At 65.8% G+C, this 23,649-nt stretch carries 25 protein-coding genes; 14 read left to right on the forward strand and 11 right to left on the reverse strand.

Annotated elements, in window-relative coordinates; all coding sequences use genetic code 11:
- Positions 1-43 precede the first annotated feature (43 nt).
- The 4 genes from ACQCSU_RS09385 (at position 44) to ACQCSU_RS09400 (ending at position 3,775) form a co-directional block, all read left to right on the forward strand.
- Positions 44-808: an SDR family oxidoreductase gene (locus ACQCSU_RS09385; RefSeq protein ID WP_426979464.1), complete on the forward strand. Its 765-nt coding sequence runs from the start codon at positions 44-46 to the stop codon at positions 806-808.
- Between the two features lie 42 nt (positions 809-850).
- Positions 851-1,783: a 3-keto-5-aminohexanoate cleavage protein gene (locus ACQCSU_RS09390; protein WP_426979465.1), complete on the forward strand. Its 933-nt coding sequence runs from the start codon at positions 851-853 to the stop codon at positions 1,781-1,783.
- A gap of 4 nt (positions 1,784-1,787) precedes the next feature.
- Entirely contained in the window at positions 1,788-2,777 is a 990-nt protein-coding gene (locus ACQCSU_RS09395; RefSeq protein WP_426979466.1) for a glycerate kinase, read from the forward strand.
- 506 nt (positions 2,778-3,283) lie between these two features.
- Complete coding sequence (locus ACQCSU_RS09400; RefSeq protein ID WP_426979467.1) at positions 3,284-3,775, forward strand: carboxymuconolactone decarboxylase family protein; 492 nt, start codon at positions 3,284-3,286, stop codon at positions 3,773-3,775.
- A gap of 4 nt (positions 3,776-3,779) precedes the next feature.
- Here ACQCSU_RS09400 and ACQCSU_RS09405 read toward each other — a convergent pair whose 3' ends face one another.
- The 4 genes from ACQCSU_RS09405 to ACQCSU_RS09420 are packed head-to-tail and all read right to left on the reverse strand — an operon-like array spanning position 3,780 to position 6,880.
- Complete coding sequence (locus tag ACQCSU_RS09405; RefSeq protein ID WP_426979468.1) at positions 3,780-4,832, reverse strand: sulfate/molybdate ABC transporter ATP-binding protein; 1,053 nt, start codon at positions 4,830-4,832, stop codon at positions 3,780-3,782.
- Positions 4,829-5,695 carry an ABC transporter permease gene (locus tag ACQCSU_RS09410; protein ID WP_426979469.1) on the reverse strand — a complete coding sequence of 289 codons (867 nt, stop codon included), beginning with the start codon at positions 5,693-5,695 and terminating at the stop codon, positions 4,829-4,831. The genes ACQCSU_RS09405 and ACQCSU_RS09410 overlap by 4 nt, the downstream gene beginning before the upstream one ends.
- A gap of 7 nt (positions 5,696-5,702) precedes the next feature.
- Positions 5,703-6,461 (reverse strand): molybdate ABC transporter substrate-binding protein, encoded by a 759-nt coding sequence (gene modA, locus ACQCSU_RS09415; RefSeq protein WP_426979470.1) that lies wholly within the window; start codon positions 6,459-6,461, stop codon positions 5,703-5,705.
- 8 nt (positions 6,462-6,469) lie between these two features.
- Positions 6,470-6,880 carry a TOBE domain-containing protein gene (locus ACQCSU_RS09420; RefSeq protein WP_426979471.1) on the reverse strand — a complete coding sequence of 137 codons (411 nt, stop codon included), beginning with the start codon at positions 6,878-6,880 and terminating at the stop codon, positions 6,470-6,472.
- 173 nt (positions 6,881-7,053) lie between these two features.
- Here ACQCSU_RS09420 and ACQCSU_RS09425 point away from each other — a divergent pair, with 173 nt between their 5' ends.
- From ACQCSU_RS09425 to ACQCSU_RS09435, 3 genes are all read left to right on the forward strand, one after another.
- Positions 7,054-8,244, forward strand: a complete 1,191-nt coding sequence (locus ACQCSU_RS09425) for an AI-2E family transporter (RefSeq protein ID WP_426979472.1) — start codon at positions 7,054-7,056, stop codon at positions 8,242-8,244.
- A 23-nt stretch (positions 8,245-8,267) separates the two neighbouring features.
- Positions 8,268-9,137: a DUF4031 domain-containing protein gene (locus ACQCSU_RS09430; protein WP_426979473.1), complete on the forward strand. Its 870-nt coding sequence runs from the start codon at positions 8,268-8,270 to the stop codon at positions 9,135-9,137.
- 249 nt (positions 9,138-9,386) lie between these two features.
- Positions 9,387-10,865, forward strand: a complete 1,479-nt coding sequence (locus ACQCSU_RS09435) for an NCS1 family nucleobase:cation symporter-1 (RefSeq protein ID WP_426979474.1) — start codon at positions 9,387-9,389, stop codon at positions 10,863-10,865.
- A gap of 235 nt (positions 10,866-11,100) precedes the next feature.
- Here the strand turns inward: ACQCSU_RS09435 and allB are convergent, their stop codons facing one another.
- The 3 genes from allB to ACQCSU_RS09450 all read right to left on the reverse strand — a co-directional run bounded on the left by allB (position 11,101) and on the right by ACQCSU_RS09450 (position 14,921).
- A complete protein-coding gene (allB, locus tag ACQCSU_RS09440; RefSeq protein WP_426979475.1) occupies positions 11,101-12,453 on the reverse strand; it encodes an allantoinase AllB in 1,353 nt (450 codons plus the stop codon).
- A gap of 71 nt (positions 12,454-12,524) precedes the next feature.
- Positions 12,525-13,289 carry an aspartate/glutamate racemase family protein gene (locus ACQCSU_RS09445; RefSeq protein ID WP_426979476.1) on the reverse strand — a complete coding sequence of 255 codons (765 nt, stop codon included), beginning with the start codon at positions 13,287-13,289 and terminating at the stop codon, positions 12,525-12,527.
- 87 nt (positions 13,290-13,376) lie between these two features.
- Positions 13,377-14,921: an NCS1 family nucleobase:cation symporter-1 gene (locus ACQCSU_RS09450; RefSeq protein WP_426979477.1), complete on the reverse strand. Its 1,545-nt coding sequence runs from the start codon at positions 14,919-14,921 to the stop codon at positions 13,377-13,379.
- A gap of 503 nt (positions 14,922-15,424) precedes the next feature.
- Here ACQCSU_RS09450 and ACQCSU_RS09455 point away from each other — a divergent pair.
- Positions 15,425-15,703 carry a hypothetical protein gene (locus tag ACQCSU_RS09455; RefSeq protein ID WP_426979478.1) on the forward strand — a complete coding sequence of 93 codons (279 nt, stop codon included), beginning with the start codon at positions 15,425-15,427 and terminating at the stop codon, positions 15,701-15,703.
- A 36-nt stretch (positions 15,704-15,739) separates the two neighbouring features.
- On the opposite strand, the gene ACQCSU_RS09460 is transcribed toward ACQCSU_RS09455, so the two are convergent.
- Together ACQCSU_RS09460 and ACQCSU_RS09465 are read right to left on the reverse strand one after the other, a co-directional pair.
- Positions 15,740-16,258: an SRPBCC family protein gene (locus tag ACQCSU_RS09460; protein ID WP_426979479.1), complete on the reverse strand. Its 519-nt coding sequence runs from the start codon at positions 16,256-16,258 to the stop codon at positions 15,740-15,742.
- A 22-nt stretch (positions 16,259-16,280) separates the two neighbouring features.
- Positions 16,281-16,694 carry a YccF domain-containing protein gene (locus ACQCSU_RS09465; RefSeq protein ID WP_354241405.1) on the reverse strand — a complete coding sequence of 138 codons (414 nt, stop codon included), beginning with the start codon at positions 16,692-16,694 and terminating at the stop codon, positions 16,281-16,283.
- A 133-nt stretch (positions 16,695-16,827) separates the two neighbouring features.
- Here ACQCSU_RS09465 and ACQCSU_RS09470 point away from each other — a divergent pair, with 133 nt between their 5' ends.
- Together ACQCSU_RS09470 and ACQCSU_RS09475 are read left to right on the forward strand one after the other, a co-directional pair.
- Positions 16,828-16,986: a hypothetical protein gene (locus ACQCSU_RS09470; protein WP_426979480.1), complete on the forward strand. Its 159-nt coding sequence runs from the start codon at positions 16,828-16,830 to the stop codon at positions 16,984-16,986.
- A 22-nt stretch (positions 16,987-17,008) separates the two neighbouring features.
- Entirely contained in the window at positions 17,009-17,404 is a 396-nt protein-coding gene (locus tag ACQCSU_RS09475; protein WP_426979481.1) for a hypothetical protein, read from the forward strand.
- A 6-nt stretch (positions 17,405-17,410) separates the two neighbouring features.
- Here ACQCSU_RS09475 and ACQCSU_RS09480 read toward each other — a convergent pair whose 3' ends face one another.
- Positions 17,411-17,956, reverse strand: coding sequence for a YceI family protein (locus tag ACQCSU_RS09480; RefSeq protein WP_426979482.1), 546 nt, complete (start codon positions 17,954-17,956; stop codon positions 17,411-17,413).
- Between the two features lie 449 nt (positions 17,957-18,405).
- On the opposite strand from ACQCSU_RS09480, the gene ACQCSU_RS09485 reads away from it, so the two are divergent.
- Entirely contained in the window at positions 18,406-19,314 is a 909-nt protein-coding gene (locus tag ACQCSU_RS09485) for a metallophosphoesterase (protein WP_426979483.1), read from the forward strand.
- An 85-nt stretch (positions 19,315-19,399) separates the two neighbouring features.
- On the opposite strand, the gene ACQCSU_RS09490 is transcribed toward ACQCSU_RS09485, so the two are convergent.
- Positions 19,400-20,092, reverse strand: a complete 693-nt coding sequence (locus ACQCSU_RS09490; RefSeq protein ID WP_426979484.1) for a glycoside hydrolase family 16 protein — start codon at positions 20,090-20,092, stop codon at positions 19,400-19,402.
- A gap of 594 nt (positions 20,093-20,686) precedes the next feature.
- On the opposite strand from ACQCSU_RS09490, the gene ACQCSU_RS09495 reads away from it, so the two are divergent.
- From ACQCSU_RS09495 to ACQCSU_RS09505, 3 genes are all read left to right on the forward strand, one after another.
- Positions 20,687-21,466, forward strand: coding sequence for a glycosyltransferase family 2 protein (locus tag ACQCSU_RS09495; RefSeq protein WP_354245773.1), 780 nt, complete (start codon positions 20,687-20,689; stop codon positions 21,464-21,466).
- A 76-nt stretch (positions 21,467-21,542) separates the two neighbouring features.
- On the forward strand, positions 21,543-22,466 hold the full coding sequence (locus ACQCSU_RS09500) for a glycosyltransferase family 2 protein (protein ID WP_426979485.1): 924 nt from the start codon (positions 21,543-21,545) through the stop codon (positions 22,464-22,466).
- A 78-nt stretch (positions 22,467-22,544) separates the two neighbouring features.
- Positions 22,545-23,645, forward strand: coding sequence for a hypothetical protein (locus tag ACQCSU_RS09505; RefSeq protein WP_426979486.1), 1,101 nt, complete (start codon positions 22,545-22,547; stop codon positions 23,643-23,645).
- Positions 23,646-23,649: the final 4 nt, after the last annotated feature.

Genomic DNA, 23,649 nt, shown 5'->3' on the forward strand with positions numbered 1-23,649 from the left:
GGTCCGCCGCTTTCCCTCAGCTACCCCAACCCAAGGATTAGTCATGGATTTCACCTCAAAAAGGGTCCTCGTCACCGCCGGTGCCAACGGCATCGGCCTGGCGATCGCCAACAAGTTCCAGGAACTCGGCGCCACCGTCTTCGTGACAGACATTGACCCCGACGCCGTCGAGAAGGCCCGCGTCAACGGCCTCGCCGCGGCCGTCAACGACGTCTCCGACGAGGAGCAGGTCCGCTGGCTCATGGCCACCGTCAAGGAAGAACTGGGCGGCCTGGACATCCTCGTGAACAACGCCGGCATCGCCGGGCCCACCGGCCCGCTGGAGACGCTGGACACGGCGTCCTGGAAAGCGACCTTCGACGTCAACATCCACGGCCAGTTCTTCTGTATCAAACACGCCCTGCCGATGCTGCGGCAGGGCCGGGACGCGTCGATCGTCAACCTCTCCTCGGCCGCCGGGCGGCTGGGAATGGCCGGGCGCAGCGCCTATTCGGCATCGAAGTGGGCCGTCGTCGGGCTGACCAAGACGCTCGCGATCGAACTCGGTCCGGACCGGATCCGCGTCAACGCCATCTGCCCCGGTGCCGTCAACGGGCCCCGGATCGACGCGGTCATCGCGGCCAAGGCCCGGATGCTGGACCTGCCGGAGGACCAGGTCTCCGGGCTCTATCTCAACCAGTCCTCGCTGGGACGGCTGATCGAGGCCGAGGACATCGCCAACATGGCGGCCTTCGCCGCCAGCGATCTGGCCCGCAACGTCAACGGCCAGGCGCTGGCCGTCGACGGCAACACCGAAAAACTCTACTGATCCAGCCCACCTAAGACCTGGCCTACCCAAGGAGACCTTCCCATGGCTGCTGCACGCAAAGTCATCATCACCAGCGCCGTTACCGGCGCCATCCACACCCCGTCCATGTCCCGGTACCTGCCGGTCTCCCCAAATGAGATCGCCGACGCCGCCATCGGCGCCGCCGAGGCAGGTGCCGCGATCGTGCACATGCACGCCCGCGATCCCAGGGACGGCCGGCCATCCCAGGACCCTGAGCACTTCGCCCCGATCCTGGACAAGCTCAAGCGCAACACCGACGCCGTCATCAACATCACCACCGGCGGCTCGCCCCACATGACGGTGGAGGAGCGTATGCAGCCGGCGGCGCTGTTCAAGCCGGAGCTCGCCTCGCTCAACATGGGGTCGATGAACTTCGGGCTCTACCCGATGCTTGAGCGCTTCAGCGAGTTCGGACACGACTGGGAGCGGGAGGGGCTCGAGAAGAGCCGCGACCTGGTTTTCAAGAACACCTTCCAGGACATCGAGACCATCCTCGGCATCGGCAATGCGAACGGTACGCGCTTCGAGTTCGAGTGCTACGACATCTCGCACCTGAACAACCTGGCCCACTTCCACGCCCGCGGCCTGGCCAAGGGGCCGCTGTTTGTGCAGTCAGTCTTCGGCCTGCTCGGCGGGATCGGCGCACACCCGGAGGACCTGATGCACATGCGCCGCACAGCCGACCGGCTGCTGGGCGGGGACTACGAATGGTCCATCCTGGGGGCCGGGAAGAACCAGATGCCGCTGGCCACGATCGGCGCGGCCATGGGCTCCCACGTCCGGGTGGGCCTGGAGGATTCCCTCTGGATCGGCCCTGGCCAGCTGGCCACCTCCAACGCCGAGCAGGTCACGCGGATCCGTACCATCCTGGAAGCCCTCAACTTCGAGATCGCCACCCCGGATGAGGCGCGTCAGATGCTGCAGCTCAAGGGTCGGGACAAGGTAGGTTTCTGAACGCATGACCATCCTCGTAGCCCCGGACAGCTTCAAGGGGACCTTTACCGCGGCCGAAGTCTCGGCGCACATTGCCGCCGGGATCCGCTCGGCCGGCGGCACCGCCGTCGAACTGCCCGTGGCCGACGGCGGCGAGGGAACCTTCGAGGTGCTGGTCCGGGGCCTGGACGCCCGGCCGCGGAGGATCAGCACTGTGGGGCCGTGGGGCGACGCCGTCGAGGCTGCGATCGGCCTGACCGACGACGGCACCGCCGTCGTCGAGCTGGCCTTTGCCAGCGGGCTTAACCTGCCTTCCGCCGGGCACCGGGATCCGATGACCGCCAGCACCTACGGCACCGGAGTTCTGATGGCGGAGGCCGCCCGGCTCGGAGCCCGCCGGCTGCTGGTCGCCGCCGGCGGGTCCGCCACGACCGACGGCGGCGCCGGCGCCATCGCCGCGATCGAGGAGCGCGGCGGCCTCAGCGGTGCGGAAGTTGTGATCCTCAGCGACGTCACCACCCGCTTTGCCGACGCCGCCCGAGTGTTCGGTCCGCAAAAGGGAGCCGGCGAGGCCGCGGTGGACGCGCTCACCCGCCGGCTCGAGCTGCTTGCCGGGCGCTTTGCCGTCCAATACGGCCGTGACCCCCGCCCGGTGGACCGGACCGGCGCGGCCGGCGGGTTCTCCGGCGGGATGTGGGCCCGCTACGGAGCCAGGCTGGTGTCCGGCGCGGACTATGTGCTGGACCTGCTGGATTTCGATGCGCAGCTCACCGCCTGCACGGCCGTGGTGGTCGGCGAGGGCCGGCTGGATTCCCAGACCGGTCAAGGGAAGATCATCGCCGCCGTCCTCGCCCGCTGTGGCACCAAGCCGGTGTACGCCGTCGTCGGCTCGGTGGACGCAGACCTGGGCGGCTACGCCGACAGCTTTGCCGGCATCATCGTCGCCGGTGACGCGGCTGCCATGGCGGCCGCGGGCGCGCAACTCGTGCGGACCACTGGACATGCCCCCCGATAACCCCTGTCAGCGGACATACCTCCCTCGCACCACTGGACATGTCCCCCGCCAGCCCCGGCCACCGGACATGATCCCCATATGCCCATTGCCTGGGGCAAGGACTGGACATGCCCCCCGGAATGGGCTCGGAAGACTGGACGGTGTCCGGTGCTGCCCCCTGGCCGCGCCCACACGCCGAACGCACCACTGGACATGTCCCCCGAGGCCCAAGGGCGGCCACCGGACATGCCCCCCACTAGCTCTGGCCACTGGACATAACCCCAACATGCCCAATTCCTGCGCCAAGGACTGGACATGTCCCCACCTGGGCCCAGACGAGACCAGACCAGTGGACATGTCCCGCGCGTGGGGACGTTCGCCCTCAAGAAAGCGATCCGGTGGTCGGCTCCCCCAAGGAGCCGATCACCGGATCGGGGATCTTCCGCCCGCAAAGCTTGTCACATGTTTGACAAATTTGTCACGCAACACTCGGGCGGCCGTAGGGCAGCGTGGGTAATCTGGGAACCATGGACCAACCGACGGCGCCGCGCGATACTCCAGCACGAAGTGTTTTCCTCGACAAGGAACACCCCGCGGCCTGGCGTGCGCTCAACGGGCTGGGGCTGAAAGCCAAAGAAGCCGCCGAGGAGGCAGGCCTGGACCGGACGCTGATTGAACTGTTGAACGTCCGCATCTCCCAGATCAACGGCTGCGCGTACTGCCTGGACCTGCACGTCGGCGATGCGGTGAAGAACGGCGAAACGGCCCAGCGCCTGGCCGTGCTTCCCGCCTGGCGTGACACCGCGCTGTTCACGGAGAAGGAACGCGCAGCGCTGACGCTCGCCGAAGCCGTTACGAATATCTCCGATGCCCACGCCCGGGAACGCGAAGGTTCCGCCGCCAGGAAGCACCTCACGGCCCAGGAATTCTCCGCCGTGAGCTGGCTCGTCATCACCATGAACGCGTTCAACCGGGTCTCCATCGTCAGCCAGCACCCGGTCCGCAGCACCCGCGAGTAGCCCGCTACGCCGGGTAGATGGCCACCGCGGCGGCCTTGACCACAAAGTAGACGTCCAGGCCGGGCGCCAGGCCCAGGTCTGCCGAGGCCGCAGGCGTCACATCGGCGGACAGTTCCCCGGCCCGGACCCTGATCTGATCCCCGTGCGGCTCCAGATCCGTGATGGTCACAGGGTAGGAGTTCCGCGGGCTGCCGTGCGCCTCGTTCAGGAAAACGGACACGGCCGACGGCGGGAAGGCTGCCACTCCCGCCTGCCCTGCGGCGAGCGGGGCGTCGTGCTGGCCGGCGAACTCCAGGCCCTCCGTGGAACGAATCCCCGTTGAGGTCACGGTTCCGGATACCAGGTTGAGTCCCGCGAGTCCCGCGGCGAAGCTGCTGCGCGGCCGCCGGAGGACATCACGGGTGGGGCCTTCCTCGGTGATCCGGCCGCCCTCCATCACAACCACGCGGTCCGCCAGCATGTACGCGTCCAGCACGTCGTGGGTGACGATGATGGCCCGCCGGCCGACGAGGACCCGTTTGAGCAGCCGGCGCAGCAGCGGTGCGGCGTGGATGTCCAGGGCGGCCATCGGCTCATCCAGCAGCAGCACCTCAGGGTTGGCCGCGAGCGCACGGGCCACCGCCACGCGCTGGGCCTGCCCTCCGGAGAGCTCCGCGGGGCGTCGTGCCGCGAGGTCAGCAGCGTCGACCTCGGCGAGCCAGTGCCGGGCGGCCTCCCGCGCTTCGGCCTTGGGAACGCCCGCGCTCCGCGGCCCGAAAGCCACGTTCTCGAGCGCGCTCAGGTGCGGGAAAAGCAGGGCCTCCTGTGCCAACAGGGCCGTCCCGCGGCGGTGCGGAGCGGTCCAACGTCCTGGGCCGTTCGGCTGCAGGTCGAACAGGACCTTGCCGTCCACCTCGGCCCGGCCGGTGTCCGGGCGGAGCAGACCCGCAATCACCGAGAGCAGGGTGGATTTACCGGCCCCGTTCGGTCCGAGCACGGCCACTGTCTCCTCCGGTCCCAGGCTCACAGAGACCTCGAACCGCCGGGCGGCGACGGCGGCATCGACAGTGAATGTCATGAGCCCACCCGCTCCCCTGCGCCGGCGCTGCGGACCGCTGCATTCCTGGAACCTGGGCTGCCGGACCCGGCAGGTGCCGGGCGCCGGTAGGACAGCCCGACCACGATCACCGCCACCGCGACGAGCAGCAGGGAGAGCGCGACGGCGGCGTCGGCGTCGGTCTCCCGCTGCAGGTAGATCTCCAGCGGCAGGGTCCGGGTGACCCCCTGGAGGCTGCCGGCGAAGGTGAGGGTGGCGCCGAATTCGCCGAGGCTCCGCGCGAACGAGAGCACCGCGCCCGAGGCGAGCCCGGGAAGGACCAGCGGTACCGTGACGCGGCGCAGCACCGTGGTGGGGCGCGCGCCGAGCGTTGCGGCGACAGCCTCGTACCGGCTGCCGGCGGAGCGCAGGGCGCCCTCCAGGCTGACCACGAGGAACGGCAGGGCGACGAAGGTCTGGGCCAGCACGACCGCCGTCGTGGAGAACGCGATCTGGATTCCGGCCGCCTCGAGGCTCTTGCCCAGCAGGCCCTGCCGGCCGAAGGTGTAGAGCAAGGCGATGCCGCCCACCACCGGGGGCAGGACGAGCGGCAGCAGGACGAAGGAGCGCAGCAGCGACTGCCCGCGGAAGTGGCCGCGGGCCAGAACCAGCGCCAGCGGCACCCCGAGCAGCACGCACAGCACGGTGCTCGCGGCCGCGGTGCGGAGGCTGAGTCCCAGGGCGGTGAGGGACGCCTCCGAGGTGACCAGCGGGATGAACTGGGGCCAGTTGACCTTGGCCACCATCGCCGCGAGGGGCAGCAGCACGAACAGTGCCCCGACGGCGGCCACGGCCATGACCCAGCGCGGAATCCCGCTGTAGGCGCTGACGGTCCGGTGGTCCATTCGCAGCCTACGGGGTGCCGAAGCCGGCATCGCCGAGGACCTTCTTGCCCTCGGGACCGGTGACCGTCGCGATGAAGGCGGCCGCGAGCTCCTTGTTCTTGCTGGTCCGTACCGCGGCGATCGGGTAGGTGTTCACGGCCGTGGCCGCCTCGGGGAAGGGGACTTCCCTCACCTTGTCCCCGGCGGTCCTGACGTCCGTGACGTAGACCAGCCCGGCGTCGGCCTCTCCCGAGGTGACCTTGCCCAGGACATCGGTGACGGACGATTCCTCGCTGATCGGCTTCAGGGTGATTCCGGTTTCCTTTTCGGCCGTCTTTGTGGCCGCGCCGCAGGGCACCTGGCTCGCGCAGATGACGACCTTGACCCCCGGTCTGGCCAGGTCCGCAAAGGAGCTGACCGACGCCGGGTTGGCCGGGGGCACGGCAATGGCCAGCATATTGGTGGCGAAATCCTCGGGCGCCCCTTCCACGAGAGATGCGTCGGAGAGCTTGGCCATGTTCTTGGCATCGGCGGAGGCAAACACATCCGCCGGCGCCCCCTGGGTGAGCTGGGTGGCCAAGTCGGATGAACCTGCGAAGCTGAACGTTATTTTGGTTCCCGGATTCTTGGCCTCAAACGCGGCGGCGATCGCTGTAAAGGGTGCTTTGAGTGAGGCCGCCGCGAAGACGGTGAGGGTCTTGCCGGCGCCGCCGTCTCCGGCGGGTGCCGCGCAGCCCGCGAGCACCGCTGCCAGGGACACCGCCAGCAGCAGGGCGGCAGCTTTCATGGCGCGCCTCAAATGACTCCCTTGCCTTTCGGCGTCTCGATGATCACCGTGGTGGCCTTGACGACGGCGGTCGCGACCGATCCGAGCTCCAGTCCCAGCTCCCGCACAGCCTCGCTGCTCATCAGGGACACAACCCGGAAGGGCCCACACTGCAGCTCCACCTGGGCCATCACGGTGTCCGCGGTGATGGCCGTGACCAGCCCGACGAAGCGGTTCCGGGCGGAGCTGCCCACCCGGGCCGGATCATCCGGCAGCTGTGCCTGCTCCCGCGCAAGCTGTGCGAGCTCCAGCCCGTCCACGGCGAGCCGCCCGGCGTCGTCCTTCAGAGGCGTCAGGCTTCCGTTCTCGGTCCAGCGCCGGATGGTGTCATCGCTGACGCCCAGGAACCGGGCCGCCTCGGAAACGCGAATATTAGGCATGATCCAACTCTAACCCGCAAATGCGGATTCAGGGCATCTAATTATCCGCAGATTCGAGCCGCGGCATCGCGACTTCGGGGCTGTCGTCTTCTTGGCCGGTGACGCGCTCCACCGTGCCCGTGAGACGGTTGCTGGGTAACCACTTGACCATCCGACACGGGAGAAACAACAGCATGGGCAGTCCGGAACAGACAACCCCCTGGACCGACAGCCTCGGCCGCGCCAGCATCAGGACCGCACAGGTCCTGATGCTGCTGGTCCTGGCTACGGTGGCAGCGTATGCACTGATCCAGGTGCGGCTCGTCGTGATTCCGGCGGTGCTGGCGCTGATCCTTGCCGCCGCGATCGCACCCTTTGTGCACTGGCTGCGCCGCAAGGGGTGGCCAGGCACTGTCGCAACCACATTCTCCTTCCTCATCCTCCTGCTGGCTTTCGGCGGCCTCATCACCGGCATCGTTTTCGCCGTCATGGGCCAGGCGGGCGAACTTGCCAGCAAGGCCACCGAGGGCTTCGACAAGGTCCACGCGTTCGTGCGCAACGGGCCCATCCCGGTTGACGACCAGCAGATCCAGCAGGCGAGGGACGCCTTCGTCGACTTCGCCACGAGCAGCACCGTGGGCGCCGGCGCCATCACCGGGCTGAGCGCCGCCGGAAACTTCGTCACCGGCGCCCTGCTCATGGCCGTCATCCTGTTCTTCTTCCTCAAGGACGGCGAGCGCATCTGGGCCTTTGTACTGCGCGCGTTCAAGGGCGAGCGTCTCGTCAAGGCACGTCGGGTGGGGCAGAAGAGCCTCACCGTGCTCGGCGGCTACGTGCGGGGCACCGCCATCGTGGCGTTGGTGGACTCATTCTTCATCGGCCTGGCCCTGCTCGTCATGGGTGTACCCCTGGCCCTCCCGCTGGCCGCGATCGTCTTCATCGGCGCCTTCATCCCGCTGATCGGCGCCACACTGGCGGGCGTCCTCGCAGCCCTCGTGGCATTGGTCGCAAACGGTCCGGTCGCTGCACTCATCGTCGTCATTGTGGTGATCGCCGTCAATCAGCTCGAGGGGAACTTCCTGCAGCCCGTCGTCATGGGCCAGGCGCTCAACGTGCACGCCCTCGTCATCCTGCTGGCCCTCACGGCCGGAACCATCCTGGCCGGGATCATAGGGGCCATCCTGTCCGTGCCCCTGGTGGCGGTCGGCTGGGCAGCGATCAAGGCCTGGAATTCCGGCGGTGCCGAGCACTTCACGCCCGGGGCCATCGAGCAGGCAGAGCACGAGACGCGGCTCAATGAAAAAGGCCAGGGCCTGCGCAGCCGGCCGCACCGTCAGCGGCCGGCAGCCGCCGCCGGCTCCGGCTCCGGTACCGGGCAGGACTAAGCCGCCCGCACTAGACTTCCCCCATGGCCGTCTACCTGGATCCCCCGCTCTGGCCTGCCCATGGAACCCACTTCTCGCACCTGATCTCGGACACCTCCCTCGAGGAACTGCACGCCTTCGCGGCGGCGGCCGGCATCCCGGAACGGGCCTTCGACGGCGACCACTACGACGTCGCCGAGGCCCGGTACGGCGCCCTCGTGGCGGCCGGGGCCGTCCCGGTGGAGGGGCGGATCCTGGTCCGCAAGCTGATCGCCAGCGGCCTGCGGATCCCGGCCCGCCGGAGGAGCGGCTCCCTGAAACTCCCGCTGCTCAACCGCTGGAACGTGGTCCTCCCGGACCACGATGCGCTCTTCCTTGACCTCCTGGACCGCTGGGGTGAGGAGCACCGCCGGTACCACGGCCGCACCCACCTCCTGGCCGTCCTGGAGGCCTTGGATCTGCTGACGGAGCCCGCCGCCCCACCCCGCACCGTGCTACTGGCCGCCTGGTTCCACGACGCCGTCTACCGCGGCATCGCCGGCCAGGACGAGGAGGAGTCCGCCCGGCTGGCCGAGGACCGGCTCCGGCAGGCGGGGCTGCCTGACGGCGAGGCGGAGGAGGTGGCCCGCCTGGTGAGGAAGACGGCGGACCACTGCCCGGACCCCGGGGACGACGCCGCCGCCCTGCTCAGCGACGCGGACCTCTCCGTTCTCGGCGGGGAACCGGCAGCCTACGCCCGCTATCTGGCCGCCGTCCGGCAGGATTTTGCGCACATCGGCGACGACGACTTCGCCGCCGGGCGCGCCGCCGTCGTCCGCCAGCTTCTGCAACTCGATCAGCTCTTCCACACGAACCTGGCCCGCGAGCTCTGGCTGAAGGCGGCGCACCGGAACCTGCAGGGCGAACTCGTGTGAGCGGTCCGTAGCCGGCGCCGGCAGCTGCCGGCAGCGCTGGTGCGGCACTTGGCTCGGCAGGTCAAGCTGTCAACTTAGCAGCCGTCCCGTTCACGGATTTGAGGTCGATAGGGGTCCGGTCTACCTGGCCATCGCCAAGCTGGGTATCTTGGCGTATGTTGGCGTTACGGGGGCTCTATTCGCAGATACCTGTCGGGTGGGGCTCAAGAATTTACTGTCAGCATGGGGGATTTAGGAAGTGGGGATTAGATGTCTCACGCAATTCCCTCGGGGGCCAGTCCACGTCTCTACAACGAGGACCTCGCGCCGGCCGAACATCGTACGTGGGGTTTTTACTCCCTGTTCGCGATGTGGATGTCCGACATCCACTCACTTGGCGGTTACACCTTCGCCGCTGGCCTCTTCGCGCTGGGCCTGGGCGCCTGGCAGGTATTCCTCGCACTGGTAGTGGGGATCATCCTCGTCTTTTTCCTGATGAACCTCTCCGGCTACGCCGGCCAGAAGACAGGCGTTCCCTACCCGGTGCTCGCGCGGGTCTCGTTTGGAACGTTCGGCGCCAACCTGCCGGCACTGCTTCGTGCCCTCGTGGCAATCGCCTGGTACGGCATCCAGACCTGGCTCGCCTCCCGCGCCGTCATCATCATCGCCCTGAAGATCTGGCCCGAGCTCAAGGGTCTGACGGAGAACAACTTCCTCGGCGAATCCACCCTTGGCTGGCTGGCCTTCCTGCTGATGTGGTCGCTCCAGCTCCTGCTGCTTCGAAACGGCATGGAGACGATCAGGAGGTTCCAGGACTGGGCCGGCCCGGCCGTCTGGGTGGTGATGGCCCTGCTGGTCGTCTACATCCTGATCAACGCGGGCTGGAACATTTCCTTCGACTTGCCCGGCGGACAGGCGGAATGGGGCGTCACCCATGCCTTCTTTGCCGCCATAGCGCTGACGGTGACGTACTTCTCCACCCTGATGCTCAACTTCTGCGACTTCTCCCGCTTCGCGCCATCCCGCAAAGCGGTGCGCGCGGCGAACGTGTGGGGGCTGCCGGTGAACTTCATTGCCTTCTCCGTGGTCTCCGTCGTCGTCACCGCCGGAACATTCAAGGTCTACGGGGAGCACATCTACGACCCGGTCGAGATCGTCGGGCGGATAGACAGCATCTGGGCGCTTCTGCTCGGGGCGGTCACTTTCGCTGTCGCAACGCTGGGCATCAATGTCGTGGCGAACTTCGTCTCGCCAGCCTACGACCTCGCGAACGTCTGGCCCTCGAAGATCGACTTCAAACGCGGTGGCCTGATCGCCGCAACGATCGCGCTCGTCATCACGCCCTGGAACCTGTTCAACAGTCCCGTCGTGATCAACCTTTTCCTCGGAGGGCTCGGGGCACTGCTCGGGCCGCTCTTCGGGATCATCATGACCGACTACTACGTGCTCCGCAAGCAGCGCGTGCTGGTTCGAGACCTGTTCAGGGAACAGGGGTACTACACGTATACGCGCGGCTGGAATCCCAAGGCCGTCATCTCGTTCCTCGTCTCGGCCGTCCCGGCAGTGATCTTCGCGCTCGGTCCACTATTTGCCGCCCTCTCTGCCTTCTCGTGGTTCATCGGAGCAATCCTGGCGGCCGCGGTGCATTACTTCATCTCGCGCAATGACACGACACTGGCCGAATCGATCGCGGCCGCGGCCGCGGAAGAAGCTGAGCCGGGTGCGGCATGGACGCAGGTTCCGGCGTAAGGCGCACGCATTCACCGAGAGGAACATTACTCACGGGTGAGCCTCGTGGCGACGGAAATAGTTCACTTTCCACGCGGAGACTGAAAAGGCCGCCGCTCGTCTAAGGACTCATTTCTTTCCCCGCGAATCCGGCCGTTCGCTCTCCGCTCGGTTTGCTCCTGTCTTGGTTTGCTCTTGTCAGGACCGTCGCCGGGCTGCCGAAGGCTGACCCGGGACTTTGGACCCCTGGCGTGCCTTAGATTCCGCCGCGGCGGAGGAGGTTGCCGGTGGGGGTGTGGTCGTTGATCAGGGTGCCGCGGAGGTAGGTTTTGCGGACCACGCCGGAGAGGGCCTTGCCGTCGTAGGGGGTGATGGGGTTTTTGTGCTTGAGTTTGGTGACGTCAACGACGTAGGCCTGGTCGGGGGCGAAGACGGAGAAATCGGCGTCGTAGCCGAGCGCGAGCTGGCCCTTGTTGGTCAGGCGGGCCAGTTCCGCGGGTTTGGCGGCCATCCAGGACAGGACCTGTTCCAGGGTGATGCCGCGGTGCCGGGCCTCGGTCCAGATCAGGGACAGGCCCAGCTGGAGCGAGGACACCCCGCCCCAGGCGACGGCGAAGTCGCCGTTTTCCAGGTCCTTCAGATCCAGAGTGGACGGGGAGTGGTCCGAGACGATGCAGTCGATGGTGCCGTCCTGCAGGCCCTTCCAGAGCAGTTCCCGGTTGGAGGCCTCGCGGATCGGCGGGCAGCACTTGTAGGCGGTGGCGCCGTTGGGGATTTCCTCGGCCATCAGGGTGAGGTAGTGCGGGCAGGTCTCCACGGTGAGGTGGACGCCGTCGCGCTTGGCGGTGGCGATCATGGGCAGCGCGTCCGAGGAGGAGAGGTGCAGGATGTGCGCGCGGGCGCCGGTCCAGCGGGCCCGTTCGATGACCTCGGCAATGGCCTTGTTCTCGGCCCCGCGCGGGCGGGAGGCCAGGAACTTCCCGTACTGGTCGCCCTCGGCGGACGGTGCGTGGTCGATCGCGTGGGAGTCCTCGGCGTGGACGATCATGAGCGAATCGAAGGACTTCAGCGCGGCCATGTCCTCCTCCATCTCGTCCGCCTCCAGGTGCGGGAACTCGTCCACGCCGGAGTGCAGCAGGAAGCACTTGAACCCGAACACGCCCTCGTCGTGCAGGGGCCGCAGGTCCGCCTGGTTTCCCGGGATGGCACCGCCCCAGAAGCCGACGTCCACGAACGCCTGGTCCGCGGCGACTTCCCGCTTGAGTTTGAGGTTTGCCACCGTGGTGGTGGGCGGGATGCTGTTCAGCGGCATGTCGATGATGGTAGTCACCCCGCCGGCCGCGGCGGCCCGGGTCGCGGAAGCGAACCCCTCCCACTCGGTCCGGCCGGGCTCGTTGACATGGACATGGGTGTCCACCAGCCCGGGGATCAGGGTCTCGTCGTCCGCGAGCTCGATGACCTCAGCTCCGGCCAGGCCGTTGCCCAGCGGCTCGATCGCCACGATCTTCCCGCCCCGGACCCCGACCTCCCGGGCCGCGATCCCGGCAGTAGTGAGGATGTGCCGGCCACGGATGACCAGGTCATAGTCTGGTTTGGACGATTCACTCATTGATTTTTCCTCTGCACTTCTGGTCGTTGGGTTGTCTGGGTTCAAGGGAAGATCCCCTGCGGGAGATTTTTCTACCGGGCGCCGGTTCGGGCTTCAGCGCCGCCGGTCGTCGGAGCGGAAGAAAACGGCCATCCGGTGACTACCTTGGGGCGGGGCGGGGCGAAGGTGCGGATTTTCGATGTGCTCAGCCCCAGGCGGACGAGCGACTCGGCGATCGTCACGGCGGCTGCGACGCCGTCGACGACGGGGACGCCCAGACGTGTGCGGATTTGCTCGTCTAGTCCGGACATACCGCCGCACCCCAGGACGATGACCTCTGCCTTATCGTGCTCGACGGCGCGTTGGGCCTGGTCCAGGATTGCCTCGACGGCACGCCCGGGGTACTCCTCAAGTTCCAGTACACCGAGGCCACTGGCCCGGACAGACGCGCAGCGGGCATCCAGTCCGGCGAGTTTGAGCCGGTCCTCAATGAGCGGAACCGTGCGGTCCAAGGTGGTGACTACCGAATACTTGTGACCGAGGAACATGGCGGTGCTCGCTGCCGCTTCGGTGATGTCGATGACCGGCACGTCAAGGAGTTCCTGGAGTCCTTCTCTGCCATGCTCGCCATAGCCGGCCTGAATGACGGCATCGAACGGTTCAGGATAGGCGAGGACAACGTCCATGACGGCAATGGCCGCCAGATAGCTTTCGAAGTTACCCTCACACGAATCCGCACCGAATCGCGGCGTGAGACCTATGATCTCTGTCCCGGCTGCGGCTGCCGTGCGGGCCTGTGCAGCGATTGATTCTGTCATGGAAACAGTGGTGTTGACGTTGGCGACGAGGATGCGCATGATGCCTTTCGGGTTCTGTGGTGCTGTGGTGCGGGGGTGACGGCCGGTCCGCCGTGCCGCGGCGGACCGGCCAGGATGCTACGCGGGTCAGTGCAGGCTGGGGACGGCGATGGGCTCCCCGGAGACGTCGTGGAATTCCCGGTTGCGGTCCGCGACGATGAAATACGCGAGGGCTCCGATTCCGGCGCCGATGAACCAGGAGAAGGCCGCGACCGGCTGCAGTGCCGGGATGAACGCAATGAGGAGTGAAATGAGCGCGGCCGGGATAAACGCCGCCACCGCCCTCATATTGACGCCCTTGCTGTAGAAGTAGGACCCCTGGCTGACTTCGGTGTAAAGCTCCGGGACGTTGATCCGGGTGCGCCGGATGAGCCAGTAATCGGCCATGATGACACCGAACAGCGGGCCGAGCAGTGCGCCCAGGCCCCCGAGGAAATAGACGATGACCGCCGGGTTGTTGTAAAGGTTCCAGGGCAGGATCACCAGCCCGATGATCGCGCTGAGCAGGCTGGCGCGGCGGAAGTCGAGCCGTTTGGGCATGAGGTTGGTCAGTGCGTAGATCGGCGCGACGAAGTTCGCCATCAGGTTCACCGCGATGGTCAGAACCAGGAGAGCCAGCGCTGCCGCCACCAGGAGGAAGGTGTTCGGGATCGACTGGACGATATCCGACGGGCTGCCGATCACGACGCCGTTGATTTTGAACTGGGCCCCGGTGATAACGACGACGATCAGGCCAAAGAAGAGCATGTTGACCGGGATTCCCCAGAAATTGCCCTTGATGATGGATTTGCGGGTCGTCGAGGAGCGGGTGAAGTCGCAGAAGTTCAGGACAAACGTGGCGTAGATGGAGACCCAGAGCGCGCCACCGGCGAAGATCTCCCGCCACATCTCACCCCCGGTCAGGGCATCCATAGTCGAGAGCGCAATGGAACCTCCGGCCTGCAGGAACATCCACGCGGCCAGCGCGGCCATCGTGACGAGGATGATCGGCCCGGCGAAAGCCTCGTACTTGCGGATCATGTCCATCCCGTACCGGACGATGATGACCTGCACGATCCACAGGGACAGGAACGATACCCAGCCCAGGGTCGAAAGTCCGAGAATGGAATCCTTGTCGAGATCCGCGAGGCCGGGCGCCAGGGCAATCAGCAGAACGCGGAGCACCAGGGATGCCAGATAGGTCTGGATCCCGAACCAGGCTATCGCGACGCCGCCACGGATGAGGGCCGGGATCTGCGCGCCATGAATCCCGAACGCGATGCGGCTCATGACGGGGAACGGGACGCCAGTCTTATGCCCCATGAATCCCGACAGCGTCAGCAAAAGGAACAGCAGGACCGCGCCTACTCCCAAGGCGAGCAGGATCTGCCACGCACCGAGGCCAAGCGCGAACATGCCGATGGCGAACCCGTAATTACCCAAGCTGTGCACATCGTTGGCCCAGAGCGTGAAGATGCTGTAGGCCGTCCATCGGCGTCCCTTCATCAGGGTGGGCGCGAGGTCCTGATTATAAAGCCGCGTACTCGTCGGTGAGAGGCCCAGGTCGTCTGCGGTGGGGGGCTCATCGAAGCTAGGCTGGGGACGTTCGTGATGCCCGTCAATGGTTGGCGCTATGGCCGGCGATGCTGACATGGAGTGACCTCTCGGGGGAACCATAAGTAAGGGGCCTGCGGAAGCGCAGGCGGGTCGAGGATGCGGCTGCTGACCGTTTCCTCCATCCCTGGCGGCCAGGGAACGCACGCCGCGGGCCGGAGCAGCCCGACGGCGTGATGGGACGACGCAACGATGGTGACGGCGGTGTTCTCGTCAGATCAGGTCCTCGGGTGTGGCGATCTGCCCCGAGGAACAACTGGTTTCGCCGCGGGGACCGGTGGTGGCGAACCCGCACGGCGGCTCGGGACCCTTCAGAGTGGGTCGAACATTTCCGAGAACGAGAAGGGCTTGCAGCAAGATCCTGACCAATCATTTGTCTCGGGCCACTCTTCTTTGAGGGACACAACAAATGTAAGCCGGATCACAGCATTCCACAAGGGGGGAATCTATTTCCACAGTGTGGAATTGTCTATACCTACTTGGGCGTAGCGGATGGCAGCGACCTCCGGATGTGGCGTCAGAGCACTGGGCATCCGGCGGTCGTGTTCGCCGTGACAGGCCGGCAGCTGGGCACGCCGCGCCGGGAGCTGATCGACGCCGGCTCGGTCTCGCCGCAGTTCACCAGCGACGAGAAGCTGGAACCGGTTGCCGGGCGACTGGCCGGTGCGGGCTTTGAGCCTTCCGTCATCATTGACGAAACATTCGGCCGCTACTTCACCGTTTCGGACCCTGACGGCTACCTCCTGCAGGTCAACGAGGCAGACGAAGAACTGCGGAGCATCCCCTACGAGACGCGTGTGTCCGCGGCGCTGAAGCAGTAGCCTCGAATTGGCAGAATAGGCGCCGTGCCCCGGCTATCAGTCCCTCGGCCGGAGATGCTCGGCCAGACGGTCGAACGACTCCCGCCAGCCGACGCCGTTGCTGTCACGGTTGTCCAGGGTGTCGAACGGGCCTTGCCTGAAGGTCATCCGGGTGCCGCCGTCGATCTCCTCCAGTTCGAACGTCACCTCGGTTTCGAAGCCGCGGGTGCCGTCCTGTTTGTCCCAGGCATGGGTGAACACAAAGAGGTTCGGCGGCTCGATGTCGGTGTGGACGCCGCTCCACCAATACTCCTGCCCCGTGCTGTCCTGGATCATGCAGGCCCGGTAGAGGCCGCCGATTTCCAGATCCGCGTCGATGCTCTCGCGCGGGGTGTGGAAGCCGCGGGGCCCCCACCAAGCAGGAGCCTGGTCCGGATCCGTCAAGGCCGACCACACTCTGCCGAGCGGAACCTGGAATTCGCGGGTGACGACCAGCATCAGGTCGTCCGATAGTGCCGCCGACCCAGGTCCTTCATGGTCAGGGACTGCCGCTTCAGCGGTGACATGTTCAGACATTGCGGTCTTCCTCCTTCTCGGCCTAGCGATAGGCCTTGCTGTAAGCCGCCACGAACGGCCGGTCGCTCGGGACTATCTGCTTGCCCAGCGGCATGAGGGACACCGGGATGAGCTTGAGGTTGGCGATGGCCAGCGGGATCCCGATGATGGTGATGGCCATGGCGAAGGCCGTGACCACATGCCCGATCGCGATCCAGATGCCCGCCACGAGCAGCCAGATCACGTTGCCGAGCAGCGAGAATACGCCGGTGCCGCCAGGCCGGTCCACCACGGTGCGGCCGAAGGGCCAGAGCGCGTAGGAGGCGATCCGGAAAGAGGCGAGCCCCCAGGGAATGGTGACGACTAGCAGGCAGCATACGATCCCGGCCACGAAATAGCCGATCGCCAGCCAGAGCCCGCCGAAGAGCAGCCAGATGATGTTGAGCAATGTCTTCATGGCTCCATTCTCTCCCGCCCGGCGCAGATCAGGCCTAGGGGTTGGCCCTGAAAAATCCCTGACTTGGCTCGCCGGGACACCGGCCCGGGCCCGCGCGCTTTGAGATCACCGGGATCCGCACAATACTTGAACAATGCCTGCACTCCTGAAGCTTGCCCTGATCGTCGCCGTCGTCCTGCTGGGCGTGGGCCTGGCTGTGAAAGCCGTGCAGTTCCTGCTTTACGTGGGTCTGCTGATCCTGGTGGCCGCCGGCATTGCGTTCTTCCTGCGCCGCATGCGCAGCACACGTTGACGCTGCGGGCCCGGCCTGTCGGATGACCACGGTCGGGGGCGCTTTCGGCCCGATTCTGGAAGTCATGACGTGGGTGGGGTTCGTCCTGGGCCTGCCGTTGCTCGCCTGGGGCTGGATCGCCATACGGAGACACTGCCAGTGGACCCAAACCACAGCCCAGGTGTTCAGCGCCGGAGGCTTCAAGGGGTACCACTGGACGGACCACCAGAACGCCGATCACCGCTCCCTGCTTCCCGACGCCGAATCGCCCGGGCTGGCGGACGGGGCCGACGTCGTGCTTTATTACGATGTATGTCACCCCTCGCGGTGGGGGCTGGCACCGCCCAAACCGGACAACCCGGCATGGACCCTCGGATGGGTCCTCACCGGGGTCGGTGCCATTTCCACTGCCCTGGGTTTTGTGTTGCTCTTCCTCTGAGACCAGCTAGGGCTGCTTCACCATGGCGGCCTCGACAGTGATCTTGACCTTGTCGCTGACCAGCAGTCCGCCCGCTTCGAGGGCGGCATTCCAGGTCAACCCGAATGCCTTGCGGCTGATTTCCGCCTCGGCGCTGAACCCTGCCCGGGTAGCACCGAACGGATCCACCGCGACGCCGGTGAACTCGACCTCCAGGTCCACCGGTTTGGTGACATCGCGGATCGAGAGGTCGCCGGTCAGGACGTAGTCCTCGCCGTCGCCCCTGATGGCGGTGGCCCGGAACGTCATCTCCGGGTACTTTTCGACGTCGAAGAAGTCGGGTCCGCGGACGTGGGCGTCACGGTTGGCGTCGCCGGAGTCGAAGCTGGCGGTTTTGATGCTGGCGTGCAGGCTGGCATCCGCCAGGGAGTCCCTGACCCGGGCCTCCGCTGAGGACTCGTTGAAGCGGCCGCGGACCTTGCTGATGCCGGCATGGCGGACGCTGAATCCGACCTCGCTGTGGGACATGTCCAGCGTCCAGACGCCGGGGGTCAAACCTTCGGGCAGAGTCACAACGGTCTCCTTCGAGAGGGTGGCGGGCCGGACCCGCCGGGTCATCGGGGTACTCCCCCAAGGAGAATGCTAACGAGGTAGCCGTCCCCCGGCTAGGGAGCGACCCGACGGCGTGACGCCAGGAGCCCCGGTCCCTTCGGGGGGCCAGGCGCAATGGCATCTGGTCTTCGATCCCGCGCAGCGTTAGTCTGGCCTGTAAAATTACCTAGCTTTCATAGAAGCCTGATCCACCCAATCATGTGAGGGGCATCGTGGCCGGATCGCTGCGCAAACGCGCTGACTTCAAACTTGCGGCTGGGCTTCTGGCCTTGGGCCTGCTTTTGGCCGCGTGCCAGTCCGGACCGCCGGAGCCTCCACGGCCGTCCCCCTCGGGCTCACCGGAGCCCTCACCCCCGGTTTCGTCGGAGCCGTCCCGGTCCCAGCAGTCCCCGCAGTCCCCGGCTGGCACCGTGCATTTCACAGCCCAGGGGGATATGGGTGTGGGCTCGGGAGCCAAGAAGGTGCTCGACGTCGTCGCGGGACTCAAGCCTCAGCTGAATCTTGCCCTCGGGGACTTCACATATAAGGCCGGAATCGAAAAGCAATTCTGCGATATGGTCACGGGCAAACTGGGCACCGAATTTCCTTACCAGCTCGTGACCGGAAACCATGAGAGCGACGGCCACGAAGGAGACATCCAAAACGTCGTCCGGTGTCTGCCCAATAAACTGCCCGGGATGCAGGGCGAATACGGGACACAGTGGTACGCGGACGTCCCGGAAAAGGATCCCGTCGTCCGTTTCGTGATGGTCTCCCCCGGCATCGACTTTCGCGATGGACCGCTCGACTACTCGAGGGACAGCGAACGGTGGCGCTGGACCACCGACGCCCTCGACGGGGCAAAGTCGCAAGGTATCCCCTGGACCGTCGTCGGCATGCACGTCCCCTGCTTCAGCGTGGGCCGTTATGACTGCCAGGCCGGTGAGGAATTCACCAACATGCTGATCGAGAAGAAAGTCGATTTGGTGCTGAGCGGACACGACCACGTCTATCAACGGACCCATCAGCTGGGTCCGGGCTCCAACTGCCCGGGCCTCAAGGCCGCTGCCTTCTCCAATGGCTGCCTGACCGACTCGGACAGCAGCATGGTGCAGGGCGCGGGGACCGTGTTCGCCACCATCGGGGTCGGCGGGGTAGGGCTCTACGACGTCAACAGCAAGGATGTGGAAGCCGGCTATTTTGCGACGTGGTCGGGCAGAAACCGGAACCCCTCCTTGGGCACACTTGACGTCGCGGCGACAACCGGAGACTTGACCGCCAGGTTCGTTCCCGCCGAGGGCTACAGCCTCACGGACTCCTTCAGGATCCAGCGGAAATAGTGCGGTGCGTGTTCGACGCCGGAAGCCCTGAGGACGCCGCCGACTCAAACGTCACGGGTGGATGCCCGTCCGGCCTTGTGGGCCTCTAGGCCGGTACCCACATGCTGATCCAGTCCAGATAGACGTGACCCTGGGTTTCGGGAGCAGGACAGATGGGCAGGCAGGACTCGGTCTGCAGGATAAAGTGCATTGGCGTCGAGGGTGCGGCAATGGTACTCGCACCGAGGGATCGCCCGTCGAGAAAAAACTCAACCCGTCCCGGGCTCCACTCCATGGTGGCGACATGCCACGAGCTGACGGACTGGTCCGAGTCAAACTTTTCGAAGGCGTCGGCACCGGACCTTTCAAAATGCGCTGCACCGTAAATAATCTGGGCGAGATCGCCCTCAGGAAAGTCGATCTCACCATCCCTCGGCCAGATGCCGCTGTCCGGCCAAAGGAGCCACGCCGTCTTGAATCCGGGCATCGGATCAGCCCTGTAGCGCACGGAGTACCGCCCGTACAGGAGGCTGTTGGCACGTGGCGGGTTAGCGCTGGAGTTTGGAATTTTTGGCGTGGGCGCCGCCCCCATGGAGATCCCGTTTTCCGAGCGCAGGAACCAGTCCAAGGCGCCGTTTTGAACGCTGAGCACCTTCGACGGGTAGTAGCCGGATTTGCCGCCATTGGCTTGTCCTGCCGTGTCCGGCGTCCCGTCCTTGTAGCCCGCGCTCCACCGCTCCTGGTAGAGGGGGCCCGGGAAGGCGCCCAGCGGGACGTCGCCGGCGGAGAAATCCTCCACGAAAACATTTTTCCACCCGGGCAGATCGCCGCTCTGTGCCAGATCAGTTGTCCGGATCGGGGTAGGGGTCGGGGTAGGGGTGGATCTGAGGGCTGAACCGGGCGCGGCGCTGAAGGGCCGCTCGACCCTGGGGGCCGGCTCGGCCCCGCAACCCAGTAGAACAAGGACGACAGCGGGAACGAGCATTATCCGGGAGTTGCGGAGGCGCCGGGTACTGCTCCGGGCAGCGCCCCCTTGAACGGGTGTCCGCATGCGGTCAGTCTTGCATGTACGGAGCCGGGCAATCAACTGATTTTGTCAAGTATCCGGTGTCCTGCCCCGGTCCACGAGGGTCAAGAGTTCGAGAAGTAGAAACTTCAACTAAACCCAAGGTTTCCGAAAGGTGCCGGGACCAGTATTTATCAGGGGGAATTTTACTTAATTGCCTACAACCCACCGGCGAAATAGCTGGGCTCTCGGGTCCATGCGCAGGGGGAAGCAGTGGTTTGGGGCAGCAGACAACGTCATTGAGTGGTGAGGCTGATGTCCATCCCAAATCTCAAACCCAAGTTGCGCCCCCAAACGACGCCGCCCCAGTCTGGCCCATCAGTAAGCGTGGTGATTCCCACCCTCAATGAGGCCATGAATCTTCCCTGGGTGCTTCGCCGGATGCCCACGTATGTCGACGAAGTTGTGATCGTCGACGGCCGTTCCCTGGACAGTACCGTAGACGTCGCCCGGGCGCTCCGTCTGGACGTCGTCGTTGTTGCCGAGCCCCGCGCCGGCAAAGGCAACGCGGTGCGGGCCGGATTCGCCGCGGCGTCGGGCGACATCATCGTCATGCTGGACGGCGACGGCAGCATGGATCCACAGGAAATCGGCTGGCTGGTGACACCCCTCCAGCATGAATACGATTTCGTCAAGGGCTCGCGCTACGTCACGGGCGGCGGGTCGGATGACCTGACCATACTGCGGAGCTCGGGCAACCGCATGCTGACGTGGCTGGCCAACGCCGTCCTGCACAGCGACTATTCGGATCTCTGCTACGGATACATAGCACTTCGCCGGGAATGCGTTGAGATCCTGGAGCTGCAGTCCGACGGCTTTGAAATCGAGACGGAGCTGATCGTGCGGGCTTCCAGGGCCGGCCTTCGGATCGCCGAGGTCCCCAGCCACGAGCTGTGCCGGATATCCGGGAAGTCAAACCTCCATACCTTCCGGGACGGGTGGCGCGTGCTGCGAACCCTTGCCCGTGAACGTATCAGTTGGGAAGCGCCCACCGCCGGAGCCCGGCCCGAGGCCCTGCGACGGGTGAAATACAAGTATCCGAGTGTCATGTTCCCGCACATCCCCACGGACCCCCAGAGCGTTCTGGGATTGCGGCCAGGGGCCTGAGATGTCCCAGATCGCAGGGTTTCCGACGATTTCTGTAGTTATCTGCTCCTACGCGGAGGAGCGTTGGGATCTGTTAATGGGTGCTCTGGACTCGGTCCGGGCCCAGACTCATCCCCCGCAGCAGACGATCGTGGTTGTTGACTACAACATGGATCTTTACAAGCGGCTCATCTTCACGGTGTCGGACGTTGTGATCGTCGAAAACAGCGGACCCAAGGGCCTCTCCGGCGCGCGCAACACCGGAGCGGGGGTCGCGAACGCCAGAGTAGTGGCCTTCCTCGACGACGACGCCGAAGCCGCCCCGGATTGGCTCGAACGCATGGCTGCAATGTACGACGATCCGGACGTTCTGGCGGTGGGTGGCCGTGTTGAGCCGCTGTGGATGGCCGGCCGCCCAGGGTACTTCGCTGAAGAACTGGACTGGATCGTTGGCTGCACCTACCGGGGCATGCCCAAGGTCGCTGCTGAGGTCCGCAACGTCATCGGGGCGAACATGTCATTCCGGGCCGATGTCCTCGACCGCGTCGGCGGGTTCAACACGTCACTGGGCCGCCAGGACGCCGTTCCCCTCGGATGTGAAGAGACCGAACTCTGCATACGGGCGGTCATGGGCGCCCCTGGCTCCCGGGTCGTCTACGAACCCGCGGCCCTCGTGCATCACCATGTTCCCGCGGAGCGTGGCAGCTGGCGGTACATGCTAGCGCGCTCCTGGTCCGAAGGCATCTCCAAGGCACAAGTGAGCCGGATTGTCGGCCACAAGCGCGCCCTTGGCCCTGAACGGCGTTATGTCCGGCAGGTCTTGCCGCGCGCCGTTTTTGCCGGAATCCGTGACTGGAGCCGGGGCAAGGACGCCGCAGGCCTGAGCCGGGCGGGCGCAATCATCGCAGTGCTCGCATCCACGGCCTCCGGGTACATTCGCGGACGCCGCCTGCCACCGGGCTCCTTGCCTCCGGAAACAAGCGTGGTGTCACAGGACGAGCTGTGGAGAGAAGTCCAGTGATTCAGGTGCACGCACCCCGAAACATCGCCGTCCCGAAGATTGCCGTTGCGGCAGTCCTGACGTCAGGAAGATCCCGACATGAGCCAGTCTGAGAGAGACGTCATCCAGCACTCCGGCGCCGCCAGCGGGGCCGGCTTCGACATCCATGGCGTGGTGGGCATTGAAGTGGCGCCCGGAACGCCTGGTGAGTCGCAGTTGCGGGACATGCTTGCCCCGTTCCTGGGGAAATCCGTCGCGTCCCGGCGGATATCCATCAGCGAGCAAATTTCGCCGGTCTCCGGTCAGTCGCATGCCGAAGACGCCTATCGCTTCACTGAGGACTCGCTCTACCTGCCCGGCGACCGCGTCCAGATCATCGAAACGCCGGAAGGCTACCGGATCGAGGGCAGCGGTGAGTTGCTGACCGCGGTCATCCCTTTGCTGGACCGGCTATGCGTCCAGGAAGAGACCGCGATGATCCATGCCGCGGTGGTCGATTTCCGCGGTTCGGGCGTTCTGCTGCCGGCATGGGGCGGAGTCGGGAAAACAAGCACGGTGGCAAAACTGGTTGCCATGCCGGATGTCCGTTTCATGGCGGATGACTGGGCCTTCCTGGGCGCTGGCGGCATGCTCATGGGGTACGCGAAGCCCATGTTCATCAAGCCACACCACCGGGCCATCTACCCCGAACTGTTCCACGGAACACGCAAGCCCTTGGCGCCGGGCTGGCTCACCACCCCCGTGGCCCATCTGGCCACCGCCGTCCACCCCGTGATTGTGCGCTACCCCAAGACTGCCGCTTTCACAAGACGCTGGTCTCCCGAACACCGGATGGTGCACCCGGAACAGGTCTTCGGCCCGGAGCGGATCTCATCAGCGGCACCGGCCCAGCTTGCCATCTTCCTCGAGCGTTTCGACGGGGTGGAAGCACGGCTTGAAGCCCGCAGCGCCGACTGGATGACGTCCCGCATTGTCGGGAACTTCCATTCCGAGCTCCCGATGGTTTCCCGCCGGCTCGTCGAGGCTTTGGGGGCGTCCGGGCTGGTCCCCCTGGAGGAACATTTCGGCGAGAAGGCCGCCGTGGTGCGGCGGGCCCTGGAAGACGTGCCGTGCTCGCTGCTTCGTCTCCCTGTCTCGTGGTCCGCGGACCAGGCCTCAGATTTCGTCGCGAACGTGGTGCGTTCAAAGCTCGACGGTTGAGGTG

The organism is Pseudarthrobacter sp. O4 (assembly GCF_050157025.1).
Lineage (GTDB): Bacteria > Actinomycetota > Actinomycetes > Actinomycetales > Micrococcaceae > Arthrobacter.

Excerpts from the sequence above, each read along its gene's own strand:
- ACQCSU_RS09385 (WP_426979464.1), top strand. The coding sequence starts at position 44 with ATGGATTTCACCTCAAAAAGGGTCCTCGTCACCGCCGGTGCCAACGGC.
- ACQCSU_RS09390 (WP_426979465.1), top strand. The coding sequence starts at position 851 with ATGGCTGCTGCACGCAAAGTCATCATCACCAGCGCCGTTACCGGCGCC.
- ACQCSU_RS09395 (WP_426979466.1), top strand. The coding sequence starts at position 1,788 with ATGACCATCCTCGTAGCCCCGGACAGCTTCAAGGGGACCTTTACCGCG.
- ACQCSU_RS09400 (WP_426979467.1), top strand. The coding sequence starts at position 3,284 with ATGGACCAACCGACGGCGCCGCGCGATACTCCAGCACGAAGTGTTTTC.
- ACQCSU_RS09405 (WP_426979468.1), bottom strand. The coding sequence starts at position 4,832 with ATGACATTCACTGTCGATGCCGCCGTCGCCGCCCGGCGGTTCGAGGTC.
- ACQCSU_RS09410 (WP_426979469.1), bottom strand. The coding sequence starts at position 5,695 with ATGGACCACCGGACCGTCAGCGCCTACAGCGGGATTCCGCGCTGGGTC.
- modA (WP_426979470.1), bottom strand. The coding sequence starts at position 6,461 with ATGAAAGCTGCCGCCCTGCTGCTGGCGGTGTCCCTGGCAGCGGTGCTC.
- ACQCSU_RS09420 (WP_426979471.1), bottom strand. The coding sequence starts at position 6,880 with ATGCCTAATATTCGCGTTTCCGAGGCGGCCCGGTTCCTGGGCGTCAGC.
- ACQCSU_RS09425 (WP_426979472.1), top strand. The coding sequence starts at position 7,054 with ATGGGCAGTCCGGAACAGACAACCCCCTGGACCGACAGCCTCGGCCGC.
- ACQCSU_RS09430 (WP_426979473.1), top strand. The coding sequence starts at position 8,268 with ATGGCCGTCTACCTGGATCCCCCGCTCTGGCCTGCCCATGGAACCCAC.
- ACQCSU_RS09435 (WP_426979474.1), top strand. The coding sequence starts at position 9,387 with ATGTCTCACGCAATTCCCTCGGGGGCCAGTCCACGTCTCTACAACGAG.
- allB (WP_426979475.1), bottom strand. The coding sequence starts at position 12,453 with ATGAGTGAATCGTCCAAACCAGACTATGACCTGGTCATCCGTGGCCGG.
- ACQCSU_RS09445 (WP_426979476.1), bottom strand. The coding sequence starts at position 13,289 with ATGCGCATCCTCGTCGCCAACGTCAACACCACTGTTTCCATGACAGAA.
- ACQCSU_RS09450 (WP_426979477.1), bottom strand. The coding sequence starts at position 14,921 with ATGTCAGCATCGCCGGCCATAGCGCCAACCATTGACGGGCATCACGAA.
- ACQCSU_RS09460 (WP_426979479.1), bottom strand. The coding sequence starts at position 16,258 with ATGTCTGAACATGTCACCGCTGAAGCGGCAGTCCCTGACCATGAAGGA.
- ACQCSU_RS09465 (WP_354241405.1), bottom strand. The coding sequence starts at position 16,694 with ATGAAGACATTGCTCAACATCATCTGGCTGCTCTTCGGCGGGCTCTGG.
- ACQCSU_RS09470 (WP_426979480.1), top strand. The coding sequence starts at position 16,828 with ATGCCTGCACTCCTGAAGCTTGCCCTGATCGTCGCCGTCGTCCTGCTG.
- ACQCSU_RS09475 (WP_426979481.1), top strand. The coding sequence starts at position 17,009 with ATGACCACGGTCGGGGGCGCTTTCGGCCCGATTCTGGAAGTCATGACG.
- ACQCSU_RS09500 (WP_426979485.1), top strand. The coding sequence starts at position 21,543 with ATGGGTGCTCTGGACTCGGTCCGGGCCCAGACTCATCCCCCGCAGCAG.
- ACQCSU_RS09505 (WP_426979486.1), top strand. The coding sequence starts at position 22,545 with ATGAGCCAGTCTGAGAGAGACGTCATCCAGCACTCCGGCGCCGCCAGC.